Genomic DNA, 12,066 nt, shown 5'->3' with positions numbered 1-12,066 from the left:
CATGGCCGATCGCGCTACAGCGGCCATCAGAGATCGAAATCCGACCGAACCAGATTGATAGCGCCCTCGAGTCTGATCGAAAAATCAGCAGTTCCATCGCCATTCGTATCGCCATAGACGAATGTGTCACCGTTGGCTTTTTCGAACCGCAATTCGCCTGCCTGATCCTGGAAGCCTTGAGTGCCGATGAAGGTGAAATCCTGATCCGCGGCTTTGCGGCTGTTGGCATCGATGGTATCGAGGTTGATGATATCGTTCTGGCCGGCCCGAAAATCGGTAATCGTATCGCGGCCGACTACGCCAACAGTGGAATCGGCAATCGATTTGAAAAGAAACTGATCAGCGCCACCATTGCCTGTCAGGCTGTCCGCACCACCCTTGCCAAAGATCTGGTTGGCTGCGGCGTTACCGGCGATGATATTCTTGCCGTCATTTCCGGTGGCCTTGATCGCCGTCGGCCCGGTGAGGGTCAGGTTTTCCTGATAGTCACCCAATGCCCAGTTGACCGAAGCTTTGACGAGATCCCGGCCAGTGTCCGAATAGTCCCAGACCATCAGATCCTGGCTGTTATCGATGATGTAGGTGTCGTTTCCAGCGCCGCAGTAAAACGAATCCGCGCCAGCGCCGCCATCGATGAGGTCATTGCCCTCATCGCCGTAGAGCTTGTCAGCATCAGCGCCACCATAAAGGCTGTCATCGCCACCCTGGCCGAAGATCGTATCGCTGCCGGCTTCGCCATACAGAATGTCGCCGCTGTCATTCTCAGAGGAGAAACCTCCCCCTTCGATCCGGTCGGAGCCCTGGCCGGCATAGACGAGGTCTTCGCCATCGCCGCCTTCTATATCGTCATCGCCATTATTGGCCCAGATCGTGTCGTTGCCGGCATCACCGAAAAGGCCGTCAAATCCGTTGCCGCCGTAAAGCTTGTCCTGGCCATTGCCGCCATAAAGATTATTCGTGGCGGATTGCGCGCCAGTGGACGTGTTTTCAAGATCCGCCCACAGAATATCGTTGCCGCCGTCGCCGTGCAGATTGTCGCCGCCGAGGCCGCCGACGAGTGTGTCGCCGTCTGCGCCGCCCCATAACTGGTCAGAACCATACTGGCCATAAAGCTTGTCGTTACCGGCATCGCCGTGGAGGGCATCGGAACCACCATTTGTGGTGATCGTCCAGTTCGGCTCGTCCGTCCCGCAATCGCCGTAGAGCGTGTCGTTGCCGGTGCCACCATGGATGACATCGCCCTCGGTAAAGTCATCTCCATTATGATAGATGTCGCCGAAGATAATGTCGTTGCCGCCAAGACCATTCAGGTCATCATCACCATAATTGTCGAGGGACCCATCGCCGAGAACAAATGCCGTTCCCCAGAGCACGTCATCGCCGTTGGTCCCCGTCGTATTGCCATCCGGATCTCTTGCCATTCTGAGCCTCCAAGTTTTCGATGTAGAGCCTTGACTCTACTAAAACACCCCTCCTCTGCTAAGAGAGGCGATAGGATTACGTCGCAAATCGGAGCTTTATTCTTTGCGTGAATGCCGGAGATGTTAAAAAATCCGTTGACCCGATCGATAAATATTACCTCTTTCCTGCTCTGACGCACAGATTTTCTGGGGCACCCAAAAGCGCGATGAAAAACGCCGCGTTTTGCGCGCGCCGTCGAACGCGGCTTTGACCTGCAGGTCCTGCAACTGCCCTTTCTGCCGCCACATCCGGACTGGGGGCCGCTCGATGCGACGGAGACCTCCGATGCGCGCGGCACCGATCAGCAGGTGGCTGCGGAGTGAATGCAGGCTGCGCGCCAAGCGGAAATCACGGGATTTCTGGCAAGAAAGCTTGAACTTCGGCGGCCATCGTGCCATTGCGCGCGCAGGACATGAACCGAACGGAGAGCGCCATGAGCGAGCACGGCAAAAACGGCCTGACCTACTCGGATGCCGGGGTCGATATCGATGCCGGCAATCTGATGGTGGAAAAGATCAAGCCCTATGTGCGCTCCACCCGCCGCCCCGGCGCCGATGTCGAGATCGGCGGTTTCGGCGGCCTTTTCGATCTCAAGGCCGCAGGCTTTACCGACCCGATCCTGGTGGCAGCCAATGACGGCGTCGGCACCAAGCTCAAGGTCGCCATCGAAGCCGGCATCCATGACACGGTCGGCATCGACCTCGTCGCGATGTGCGTCAACGATCTCGTGGTGCAAGCGGCCGAACCGCTTCTGTTTCTCGACTATTTCGCAACCGGCAAGCTCGATCCCGACCAGGGTGCTGCGATCGTTTCCGGCATTGCCGAAGGTTGCCGCCAGGCCGGTTGCGCGCTGATTGGCGGCGAAACCGCCGAAATGCCCGGCATGTATCGCGAAGGCGATTATGACCTTGCCGGATTTGCCGTGGGTGCGGCCGAACGCGGCCAGCTGCTGCCGGCCGGTGACATCAATGAAGGCGATGTGATCCTGGGCCTGGCGTCGTCCGGCGTTCATTCGAACGGTTACTCGCTGGTCCGCAAGATCGTCGAACTGTCGGGCCTGAACTGGAATTCGCAGGCGCCCTTCAACAGCGACCAGACGCTCGGTGAAGCGCTTCTCACGCCGACCCGCATCTATGTGAAACCGCTTCTGAACGCAATCCGCAAGACCGGTGCCGTCAAGGCCCTTGCCCACATCACCGGCGGTGGCTTTCCGGAAAACATCCCGCGCGTTCTGCCCAAGACCCTTGCGGCGGAAATCGATCTCGGCTCGGTTCCCGTCAAGCCGGTCTTCTCGTGGCTGGCCAAGGCCGGCGGCGTTGCCGAACGCGAAATGCTGCGCACCTTCAATTGCGGCGTCGGCATGATCGTGGTCGTGCCCGACGACAAGGCCGATTTCGTGGCCGAAGTGCTTGCCGAGTCGGGCGAAACCGTCATGGCTCTCGGACGCATGGTGACGCGCGAAGCCGACGGTCCCGGCGTTATCTACCGGGGCAAGCTCGGCCTATGAGCGGACGCAAACGCGGCGCGATCCTGATTTCCGGCGGCGGCTCCAACATGGTGGCGCTGCTTGAGGCTGCCCGCGATCCGTCCTTCCCGGTCGAATTCGTTGCAGTCGTCTCCGACAAGGCGAATGCAGGCGGACTGGCGAAGGCCGAGGCGCTTGGCGTCAAGGCAACCGTCTTCGAGCGCCGGACCTATGGATCGAAAGCCGACCATGAACAGGCGATCCTCGATCACCTTGCGGCAGAGGGCGTCGAATTCCTCTGCCTCGCCGGCTATATGCGGCTGGTTTCGGGAAGCTTCATCCGGCCGTTCGAGGGAAGGATCATCAATATCCACCCGTCGCTCCTGCCGCTCTTCCCCGGCCTCCACACCCATCAGCGGGCCATCGATGCCGGCATGAAAGTGTCGGGCTGCACGGTTCATCACGTGACCGAGGGTATGGATGAAGGTCCGGTGATCGCACAGGCCGTGGTTCCCGTTCTGACGGGCGACACGGCCGAAGCCCTGGCGGCGCGGGTGCTGACCGCCGAACACAAGCTCTACCGCACGGCCGTGACGCGGCTGTTCGGCGCCGGCACGGCGACCGACGATCGCCAGATGCTGATCTCGCTCGGTTGATCCGTTTCGGCACAGTGCGTGCCGAAGCGATAACCTGAGCGAAAGGCAAACTCCAATTGCCTGCCCCTTCTGCGCTCCAAAACCGGAAAATTAAGACCCGATTAACGAGCCTGCGCGTCAATGACATCCTATCGATCGGGTGGGATGCGCATGAAGTCTTGGTTTTCGCATTTTCAGGCTTTGAGCAAAGGGCAACGCGCCTTTCTCATCGCTTTGGGCGTTCTCGTGCTGTTGCCTTTCACGGTATTGACCCTGTTGCAGACCTATAGTGCCGCCAACCTTGCCATTCTATCCACCAAGGCGGTAGCAAGCGAACGGACCTGGAAAGACGAGGCCGAAACGCTTGCCAGCGATGTCGATCCCGCGAGCCTGGCCACCGCCAGCCAACGGTACGCCTATCGTCTCATGATGGGTCACGCAGCCATCATGCCGGAACGGCTTGCCGTGATCAGCATCGAAGTGCCGCTCGGCGATATGCGCGCGAAGAAGAAGGCGCTTTCGCCCGAAGCCCTGATCGACCTTGCCGCATCGCGCACCCAGTCGCTCGCCGAAGAGGAATGCCAGCGGCTTCTTGAAACGCTCGCAGCCGATTGTGCCATAATGTCGGCGATGGGACGGCCATCGGGCAGCCAGTCCTACGAATACCAGTTCCAATTGGCCTTCGCCGAAAAGGCGGCCTTCGGTGCGACACCGCCGGGACGGCAGACCTTTGTGATCACCAAGGCCAGCCCCGGCCGTGCTGCAATCGGCCAGCGGCTCTATTTCGAAAGGACAGGCCTCCAGCGCGACAGGATCTATCGCGATATCGCGGCAACCTGCATGCGGATCCGCAAGGATGCCGGTAATTGTTCGATCGCCAACCTCTCGATTGCCGGTCGGCTCGATCGCGGTACACCGATGATCCGGCTTTCTGCTTCGGCAACCTATGGCAGCCTGGTCGCCTCGACCGACGTCGCAGAGAACCGCCATTGATCGCAGGCAGCGATCTGCCTATTCTCCTAATATACTTGGCGGGAGGGACACATGACGGGCAGACGATTCGCGCTTTTTACGGCAGGTTTTATAGTATCGGTCACGCCAGCTGCCGCAGCCGACATGGTGCTGCAATCGGTTGATGGCGCCGTCACCTTTTCTGGCAGCTACGGCATCACCTCGCTGAGGGCCAACGAATTCGTCTATGAAGGCAAGGCGAAGGTGTCGCAGCTGATCTGGAAATCGGACTGGGTGCAGACCGTGACGGGCGATGTCGCGATCGATCTCGAGAAGGATTTCTACGTCAGGATCAAGGCCACCGCGGGTTTTGCCGGTGACGGCTTCATGACCGATTACGACTGGTTCTATATCGGTCGCCCCTGGTCGCACCGCTCTCAACATCCCGACACCCGCCTCAACCATTATTTCACCGGCGATATCGAGCTTGGCAGGACCGTTCTCGAACGGGGCGGCACCGAAATCGGCCTTGGTGCCGGTGTAAGTTATACCGATGTCAAATGGGCGGCCTATGGCGGTTCCTACATCTATTCCGATACCGGATGGCGGGCAGATCGCGGCGATTTTCCCGACGGAGAGAAAGGCATTTCCTATCGCCAGCAATGGCCGGCGCCTTTCCTGGCCGCCAACTTTACCCATAGTCAGGGCCGCTGGAGCCTGACGGGCGGTTTGAAGGCCGGCCTGGCCTTTGATGCCAAAGGAACCGACGATCACTGGATGCGCGACCTGCGCTTCATCGATCACTATTTCACGACCCCGACCGTCGGCCTTGATGCATCGATCGGCTACGCGTTGCGGGACAATATCCAGCTCTACGCGTCGGGCAGTTTCGACCATATGGCACGTGTGAAGGCCGACACGAGGATGATCGACACGGTCACGGGTGACAAGAGCTGGTTCCGTAATGGAGCAGGCGGCGACTTCACCTCCGCCACCATCAGCTTCGGCCTGAAGGGTCGGTTCTGATCGAAGCGCCAGGGCGCTGCCTGATAGGATTCAGGCTGCAAGTCCGTATTTCATCACCGCCCATTGCAACAGAATGATGGTCTTGGCGTCGCAGATTTCGCCACGTCCGATCATGGCGAAGGCATCAGCGAGCGGCAGTTCGAGGATCTCGATATCCTCGCCTTCCTCATCGAGACCACCTCCCTCGCCAGCACGTTTACTGGTGTCGATTTCGGCTGCGAAGAAGGAGACGCGCTCAGTGACCGCACCAGGCGACATGTAGGCGTCGAACAGATAATCCGCCTTTTCGACCCGATAGCCGGTTTCTTCCATGGCCTCGCGGCAGATCGCCACGTCCGGATGGTCGCCATCGAGAAGGCCCGCCGGTGTTTCGATCAGCCAGCCATCATGGCCGTTCATGAACACGGGGACGCGCAACTGGCGCACCAGCACGACCGTCTTGCGCACCGGATCATAGAGCAGGATCGTCGCGCCATTGCCATGGTCATGCACCTCGCGCTCGACAGTCTGGCGACCGCCCTTCATGGTCGCATGCTCGATTTTCATTTTCTGCAGATGCACGAACCGCCTATGCAGGGTTTCCGCCGAAACCACGGTGACGCGCGGCAGCACTTTCGAATCCATGTTCCTATCCTGACGATTGTTGGCGACCACGCTCTGGCATGCAATCAAGACCGTCTCGTGACGGTCAGGGCTTGAGCCAGACGCGATTGTCGTGCAGGCCGACGCCGCCGAACGGCGCCACCGAATCCGCTCCGGTCAGGGTGTTGATGCCTTCGCCATCGAGATGATCCCGGTTGGGCCAAATGCCCTCGGCAATAAGCACGCCCTTGCGGACCGTATCGGTGATACGCGCATGGATGCGCACCGAACCGCGTTCGTTGCCAATCGTCACCACATCGCCGGTCGCAATGCCGAGCGCTTCCGCATCAGCATTCGACAGCATCAGTTCCGGTCGGCCTTCCTTGCTGCGAGACGATTTCGTCTCGGTGAAGCTCGAATTGAGGAAATTGCGCGCCGGCGGCGTGGCAAGGCGATAGGGATGGGCTTCATCCACCTCTTCGACCACTGCGCAGTAATCCGGAAAAACCGGCAGCGCGGCAACCGGCCCCATCGGCTCCATGTTGGCGGGCGGGCTCATCGGGTTGGCGGGATCGGTCCAGTTCGGCCGGAAATGGAACTTGCGGTCGGCATGGCCGAACCCGTCCAGGAAATGCGCCGTGCGGAAATCCGGTTGGCGATCGACCCATTTGTCGGCGAGCAGTTCGTCATAGGTCGGCAGGCCGGGACCTGACAGGATCTCCTCGATATGCTCACGTTCCGTCATTCCAAAGCCGGGCCTATCGGCAACGCCGAGACGCTTGGCCAGTTCCTCGATGACGAACAGGTTGGTGCGCACATCCTCGGGCGGCTCGACCAGTTTCGGCCCGAGTGTGATGTGGCTCTGGCCGCCACCGCGATAGATATCGTCATGTTCGACGAACATGGTCGCCGGCAGCACGAGATCGGCAAGTTCGGCCGTCTCGGTCATGAACTGCTCATGCACGGCAACGAACAGGTCCTCGCGCAGGAAACCCTGCCGCACCAGCCGCTGTTCGGGCATGACATTGACCGGATTGGTGTTCTGGATCAGCATTGCGGTCACCGGCGGCCCGTTCCGCAGCGACTCAGCGTTGCCGGTCAGGATGCGGCCGATATGGGACTGATCGAGATTGCGAATCGTGGGATCGATGAGGCTCTTGCCGGTCAGAAGACCGTTGCGCATGCCGAAGATCGAGGAATTGGTGTGGAACGCGCCGCCGCCTTCATGCTGCCAGGAGCCCAGAACCGTCGGCAACGACAGCGCCGCATGCATGGAAACCGTGCCGTTGCGCGAGCGCGAGAAGCCGTAGCCGAGCCGGAAGAAGGTCTTTTTCGTCGTGCCGACGATGCGGGCGAACTCCTCGATCGCCTCAACCGAAAGGCCGGTGATTTCAGCGGCCCAGGCCGGCGTCTTGGTCTGAAGATGCGCTTCGAGCCCAGCAGGATCGTCTGTATAGGCGGCAAGATAGGCACGATCGGCATAGCCGTCGCGGAAGGCGACATGCATCGCCGCGCAGGCGAGTGCCGCATCGGTGCCCGGACGCAGAACGAGCGCGATATCGGCCTGCTTCATCGTCGGATTGTCGTAGATATCGATGGCGATGATCTTCGCACCGCGCTCCTTGCGGGCGCGGATGGCATGCGTCATCACATTGACTTGGGTCACGACCGCATTGGTGCCCCAAATCACGATACAATCGGACTGGGTCATCTCGCGCGGATCGACGCCGCGCAGATTGCCGGTGCCGAGCGCATAGCCGGTCCAGGCCGGGTTGACGCAGATGGTATCGAAGAACCCTGAATATTTCTTGGCATGCCGCAGGCGATCGATGGAATCGCGCTGAACCCAGCCCATGGTGCCGGCATAGTAATAGGGCCAGACCGCTTCGGTCCCATGCCGGGCCTCCGCCTTCAGAAAGGCCTCGGCAATCTCGTCGAGGGCATCATTCCAGTCGATCCGCTGCCAGGTACCAGCGCCCTTCGCACCCTTGCGGCGCATCGGGTGCATCAGCCGGTCGGGATGATAGAGGCGCTCGGCATAGCGCGCCACCTTGGCGCAGATGACGCCGGCCGTATAGGAATTGTCTTCGGCGCCGCGAACGCGGCCGATGCGTCCATCCGCTCCGATTTCGATATCGAGCGAACAGGTGGAGGGACAGTCATGCGGGCATGCCGAATGGCCGATGGTGTTTTTTTGGAGAGTGCCGGTCGCAATGTTCATGCATTTTCTATAGGACAAAGCGAGCGACGGGCAAAGGTGCGCCCTCGCCTATTGATAAAAATCATCTGAGCATCACCGGACATCATGAACTATCGCCATATCTACCATGCCGGCAATTTCGCGGACGTTCTGAAACATGCCGTCCTTGCCCGGCTCATCGACTATCTGAAGCTCAAGGACAAGCCGTTCCGCGTGATCGACACCCATGCCGGCATCGGTCTCTACGACCTGTCGAGCGAGGAAGCGCAGAAGACCGGCGAGTGGCATGATGGGATCGGCAAACTGTTCGGAAAACCGCTGCCTGCCGCCATTGCGCCGCTTCTCTCCTCCTATTTCGAGACGATTGCGGCGCTCAATCCCGATGGGCGGATCCGCCATTATCCCGGCTCGCCGAAGATCGCCCGCCTGCTTCTGCGCAAGCAGGACCGGCTGTCCCTGATGGAACTGCATCCCGCCGATGCCGAAACGCTGAAAGCCAATTTCGCCGACGATTTCCAGACCCGGGTGACCGAACTCGATGGCTGGCTGGCGATGAACGCCCATGTGCCGCCGAAGGAGAAGCGCGGCATCATTCTCGTTGATCCGCCCTTCGAGCTCGATGGCGAATACAAGCGGCTCGTCGATGGGCTCGGCAAGGCCTGGCGGAAATTTCCGGGCGGCATCTACTGCCTCTGGTATCCACTCAAGCAGGGCGCGCCGATCAGGTATTTCCTCAAGGATCTCCATGATCTCGAAATCCCGAAAATGCTGCGGCTCGAACTGTCAGTGAAGAGCGATCGCGACACGACCGGCCTTTCCGGATCGGGTCTCATCGTCGTCAACCCGCCCTATACGCTGAAGGGCGAGATGGATGCGCTTTTGCCCTTCCTGCGGACGACCTTGGCACAGGATCAAGCGGCTTCTTTCGTCAACGAATGGATCCGCCCCGAAGCCTGATCCTCAGTCCAGCCGCCACTTCACCTTCGCTTCGTCGAGATAATCGATCGAATGGATGGTGCTATGGTCCGGCGTCAGGAAACAGACATTGTAGTTGGGTGCGAGATCGCCATAGCCCATGCGATCGACGATGCCGGAGAAGTCCGGCCAGCAGGTGTGGTTGGTCGAACGCGGTGCCGAATAGGCAATACCGTCCACCACGCCGCTCAGCGTGAAATGGCAGTGGCCGAAGAAGATGTGGCGAATGGTTCCGGCATGGCGCTTGAAGATCGCCCGCAGATCCGCCTCGTCGACGATGCCGATCGCATCGGCATTGGCAACATGGATCGGCACCGGATTGTGGTGCAGGAACAGGTAGGCGGCCTTTCCGGCATCGCTCGCCGCTTCGAGTTCGCGCTCGAGCCACTGGCGGCGGGCCGAACAATAGCGGCCGCTGTCGACACCCTGGTCGACTGAATCCATATAGATGAACCGGCCGGCCGGCTGGTCTTCGCTCCATTGCACGAAACCGTCCGTATCGCGCCCGGAATCGGCAAAGACGGAGAGAAAGACATCGCGCCGATCGTGATTGCCGATCAGCAGGCGGGGCGTCAACCTACCCTTGAGCGGCGAGACTGCCAGTATGTCCGCCAGCATTTCATAGCTCTCGCGATCGCCACGGTGCGTCAGGTCTCCGGTGATGACCACGCAATCGGCATCCGACTGGTATTCGGCGACATGCGCCAGACATTGGCGGAACCGGTCGACCGGATCCTGATCGAGAATGGGCTGCGGATGGATATGAATGTCGGAAATATGGACGAGTTTCATGTGCCGGATGCCTGCGCGGAAAGAATGGTGCCGAGGCCTCTTCCCTGCGGCAAGAACGGCGGTGATGCAAGCCCGTTCGGCATAAGCAATCAACCGTTGCATCGGCCGAAGGACGGCAAAACGGTCCCAGACAGTGGATCAAGGTCTTTGTTGGTTTCCCTGTGGCCGTTTTGCACTTGACCAGCCGGAAACATCTGGACCAAATTGCGGCAAATTCCGGGAGTTTCATCATGTCGCCGATCAAAGTCATTCTTGCCGCCCTCATTGCCGCAGCGCCGCTTTCCGCCCCGACCGCACAGGCCGGCTGGCTGCCGAACTCGGAAGATTTCTGCGACACCGACTGGGTCCTGCAGGCGCTCAAGATCAAGGTCGACAGCAAGTACCGCAATTATATCGGCAAACGCCTGTTTCTGGTCGATATCGAAAGCCCCAAAATGAGTCGCGAAGTCACCCGCGACGAGGAACACAGCGTCGGCCGCAAGTTCTGCCACGCCCGTGCGGTTATGAACGACGGCCAGACCCGCGACATGTGGTATCTGCTTGAAAGCAACTGGGGCTTTGCCGGCACGCCGCCGCTCTCGGGCCTCGAATTCTGCATCTCGGGCCTCGACCCCTGGCATGTCTATGGAAAGAACTGCTCGACGGTCCGCTGAGATGGGCCTTTCGGCCATTTTCAGAACGGTCCTGGCCGCCGTCATCCTTGTGGCGACCTCTTTTTCCGCCCGGGCCGAAAGCCCGGGCAATTTCGATTTCTACGTCCTCTCCCTGTCATGGTCGCCCACCTGGTGTGCGGACAATGATCCGGGCGGCCGAACCCGGCAGTGCGATGGGTCGCGCCGCTACGGCTTTGTGGTTCATGGGCTCTGGCCGCAGAACGAGCGGTCCTGGCCGGAATTCTGCGACAGCCGCGAACCGGACCGTGTGCCCGAAACGCTTGTGCGTCCGCATTTCGATATCATCCCCTCGATGGGGCTTGCCGGGCATGAATGGCGCAAGCATGGCACCTGTTCGGGCCTCGGCCAGGCTGCCTATTTTCGCCTGATCCGACAGGCCTATGACGGGATCCGGCTGCCGCCGCTGCTCTTCAAGGGCGATATCGCCCGCAACGTCGCCGTCAAGGATCTCGAGACACAATTCATCCGCAGCAACCCCGGCCTGACGCCGGAAGCCATCGCCGTCGGGTGCGATGGCGGCAAGCTCAGCGAAATCCGCATCTGCATGACACGGTCGCTGAAATTCCGCGATTGCGACGAAGTGGATCGCAAGGGCTGCCGCATGCGTACCGTTTCCATTCCCCCCATTCCGTGAGAGAAAAATGAAAATTCTTTGCTCCCCCGCCTCCCCCTATTCGGCAAAGGTCCGGATGGCGGCCCGTTATCTCGATTTTCCCGCCACGTCCGAAATGGTCAAGACCGACGAAAAGCCGGACCTGCTGATCGCCAACAATCCGCTCGGCCGTATTCCCGTGCTGGTGCCCGACGAGGGCAAGGCGATCTACGACAGTGTCGTGATCATGCAATATATGAACCGGCAGTCAAAGGGCCGTCTTTATCCGCGCAACGCCGAAAAGCGCACGGAGGCAGAAGTGCTCGAAGCGCTCTGTGACGGGATCATCGACAGCCTGATCGCCATCATCTACGAACGCCGCTATCGGCCGGAGGAAACGATCCACCAGGGCTGGATCGATCGTCACTGGGAAAAAGTGACCCGCGGGCTCGACTATATCAACGACAACATGCCGAAGACCGGCAAGGCGCTGCATGGCGGCCATTTTGCGCTCGCCGCATTGATCGGCTATCTCGACCTGCGTTTTGCCGGTCAGTGGGAAAAGGGTCGCCGCAAGCTGAAAGCCTGGCCTCAGAAGTTCGAACGGTTCTTCCCCGATTATGTCGCGCTCAAGCCGCAGGCCTGATCTCTAAAATGCCAAACGCAAAAAGGCCGGGTGCGCGAACACCCGGCCTTTCTTTCAGATTGCCTAA

The 12,066-nt window shown here is 60.1% G+C and carries 13 protein-coding genes; 8 read left to right on the top strand and 5 right to left on the bottom strand.

From position 1 onward, the window contains the following. Positions 1 to 26: 26 nt before the first annotated feature. Together Q4481_RS07165 and Q4481_RS07160 are read right to left on the bottom strand one after the other, a co-directional pair. The gene (locus Q4481_RS07165) at positions 27 to 1,421 is read right to left on the bottom strand and encodes a calcium-binding protein (protein ID WP_304375646.1); all 1,395 of its coding nucleotides are present in this window, start codon (positions 1,419 to 1,421) and stop codon (positions 27 to 29) included. A gap of 123 nt (positions 1,422 to 1,544) precedes the next feature. Beyond that, positions 1,545 to 1,859 (bottom strand): hypothetical protein, encoded by a 315-nt coding sequence (locus tag Q4481_RS07160; RefSeq protein WP_304375645.1) that lies wholly within the window; start codon positions 1,857 to 1,859, stop codon positions 1,545 to 1,547. Between the two features lie 35 nt (positions 1,860 to 1,894). On the opposite strand from Q4481_RS07160, the gene purM reads away from it, so the two are divergent. The 4 genes from purM (at position 1,895) to Q4481_RS07140 (ending at position 5,538) form a co-directional block, all read left to right on the top strand. Continuing rightward, positions 1,895 to 2,968, top strand: coding sequence for a phosphoribosylformylglycinamidine cyclo-ligase (gene purM, locus Q4481_RS07155; RefSeq protein WP_304375644.1), 1,074 nt, complete (start codon positions 1,895 to 1,897; stop codon positions 2,966 to 2,968). Beyond that, on the top strand, positions 2,965 to 3,582 hold the full coding sequence (gene purN / locus Q4481_RS07150) for a phosphoribosylglycinamide formyltransferase (protein ID WP_304375643.1): 618 nt from the start codon (positions 2,965 to 2,967) through the stop codon (positions 3,580 to 3,582). The genes purM and purN overlap by 4 nt, the downstream gene beginning before the upstream one ends. Positions 3,583 to 3,732: 150 nt before the next feature. Then, positions 3,733 to 4,554 (top strand): hypothetical protein, encoded by an 822-nt coding sequence (locus Q4481_RS07145; RefSeq protein ID WP_304375642.1) that lies wholly within the window; start codon positions 3,733 to 3,735, stop codon positions 4,552 to 4,554. A gap of 51 nt (positions 4,555 to 4,605) precedes the next feature. Next, the gene (locus Q4481_RS07140; protein WP_304375641.1) at positions 4,606 to 5,538 is read left to right on the top strand and encodes an omptin family outer membrane protease; all 933 of its coding nucleotides are present in this window, start codon (positions 4,606 to 4,608) and stop codon (positions 5,536 to 5,538) included. 30 nt (positions 5,539 to 5,568) lie between these two features. Here Q4481_RS07140 and Q4481_RS07135 read toward each other — a convergent pair whose 3' ends face one another. Then, positions 5,569 to 6,162, bottom strand: coding sequence for an NUDIX domain-containing protein (locus Q4481_RS07135; RefSeq protein WP_304375640.1), 594 nt, complete (start codon positions 6,160 to 6,162; stop codon positions 5,569 to 5,571). A gap of 64 nt (positions 6,163 to 6,226) precedes the next feature. Continuing rightward, positions 6,227 to 8,341, bottom strand: a complete 2,115-nt coding sequence (locus tag Q4481_RS07130; RefSeq protein ID WP_304375639.1) for a molybdopterin-containing oxidoreductase family protein — start codon at positions 8,339 to 8,341, stop codon at positions 6,227 to 6,229. Positions 8,342 to 8,425: 84 nt separating this feature from the next. Between Q4481_RS07130 and Q4481_RS07125 the strand changes: the two genes are divergently transcribed. Next, entirely contained in the window at positions 8,426 to 9,277 is an 852-nt protein-coding gene (locus Q4481_RS07125) for a 23S rRNA (adenine(2030)-N(6))-methyltransferase RlmJ (protein WP_304375638.1), read from the top strand. Between the two features lie 3 nt (positions 9,278 to 9,280). Here the strand turns inward: Q4481_RS07125 and Q4481_RS07120 are convergent, their stop codons facing one another. Continuing rightward, positions 9,281 to 10,087: a metallophosphoesterase gene (locus tag Q4481_RS07120; RefSeq protein WP_304375637.1), complete on the bottom strand. Its 807-nt coding sequence runs from the start codon at positions 10,085 to 10,087 to the stop codon at positions 9,281 to 9,283. 230 nt (positions 10,088 to 10,317) lie between these two features. On the opposite strand from Q4481_RS07120, the gene Q4481_RS07115 reads away from it, so the two are divergent. Genes Q4481_RS07115 through Q4481_RS07105 form a run of 3 tightly spaced genes read left to right on the top strand, consistent with a single transcriptional unit; the run spans position 10,318 to position 11,999 of the window. Then, entirely contained in the window at positions 10,318 to 10,740 is a 423-nt protein-coding gene (locus Q4481_RS07115) for a hypothetical protein (RefSeq protein WP_304375636.1), read from the top strand. Continuing rightward, positions 10,712 to 11,395, top strand: a complete 684-nt coding sequence (locus Q4481_RS07110) for a ribonuclease T2 family protein (RefSeq protein ID WP_304375635.1) — start codon at positions 10,712 to 10,714, stop codon at positions 11,393 to 11,395. Before Q4481_RS07115 ends, Q4481_RS07110 begins: the two co-directional genes overlap by 29 nt. 7 nt (positions 11,396 to 11,402) lie before the next feature. Next, complete coding sequence (locus tag Q4481_RS07105; protein ID WP_304375634.1) at positions 11,403 to 11,999, top strand: glutathione S-transferase family protein; 597 nt, start codon at positions 11,403 to 11,405, stop codon at positions 11,997 to 11,999. Positions 12,000 to 12,066: the final 67 nt, after the last annotated feature.

It is taken from the genome of Fluviirhizobium alvei, from assembly GCF_030551875.1.
Classification (GTDB): Bacteria; Pseudomonadota; Alphaproteobacteria; order Rhizobiales; family Rhizobiaceae; genus Rhizobium_E; species Rhizobium_E alvei.
This window is presented reverse-complemented; position numbering and strand designations above follow the sequence as displayed.

Bases quoted from the DNA above. Each gene is read 5' to 3' on its own strand.
- Q4481_RS07135 (WP_304375640.1), bottom strand. From the start codon at position 6,162: ATGGATTCGAAAGTGCTGCCGCGCGTCACCGTGGTTTCGGCGGAAACC.
- Q4481_RS07130 (WP_304375639.1), bottom strand. From the start codon at position 8,341: ATGAACATTGCGACCGGCACTCTCCAAAAAAACACCATCGGCCATTCG.
- purM (WP_304375644.1), top strand. From the start codon at position 1,895: ATGAGCGAGCACGGCAAAAACGGCCTGACCTACTCGGATGCCGGGGTC.
- Q4481_RS07105 (WP_304375634.1), top strand. From the start codon at position 11,403: ATGAAAATTCTTTGCTCCCCCGCCTCCCCCTATTCGGCAAAGGTCCGG.
- Q4481_RS07110 (WP_304375635.1), top strand. From the start codon at position 10,712: ATGGAAAGAACTGCTCGACGGTCCGCTGAGATGGGCCTTTCGGCCATT.
- Q4481_RS07160 (WP_304375645.1), bottom strand. From the start codon at position 1,859: ATGGCACGATGGCCGCCGAAGTTCAAGCTTTCTTGCCAGAAATCCCGT.
- Q4481_RS07120 (WP_304375637.1), bottom strand. From the start codon at position 10,087: ATGAAACTCGTCCATATTTCCGACATTCATATCCATCCGCAGCCCATT.
- purN (WP_304375643.1), top strand. From the start codon at position 2,965: ATGAGCGGACGCAAACGCGGCGCGATCCTGATTTCCGGCGGCGGCTCC.
- Q4481_RS07125 (WP_304375638.1), top strand. From the start codon at position 8,426: ATGAACTATCGCCATATCTACCATGCCGGCAATTTCGCGGACGTTCTG.
- Q4481_RS07140 (WP_304375641.1), top strand. From the start codon at position 4,606: ATGACGGGCAGACGATTCGCGCTTTTTACGGCAGGTTTTATAGTATCG.
- Q4481_RS07165 (WP_304375646.1), bottom strand. From the start codon at position 1,421: ATGGCAAGAGATCCGGATGGCAATACGACGGGGACCAACGGCGATGAC.
- Q4481_RS07145 (WP_304375642.1), top strand. From the start codon at position 3,733: ATGAAGTCTTGGTTTTCGCATTTTCAGGCTTTGAGCAAAGGGCAACGC.
- Q4481_RS07115 (WP_304375636.1), top strand. From the start codon at position 10,318: ATGTCGCCGATCAAAGTCATTCTTGCCGCCCTCATTGCCGCAGCGCCG.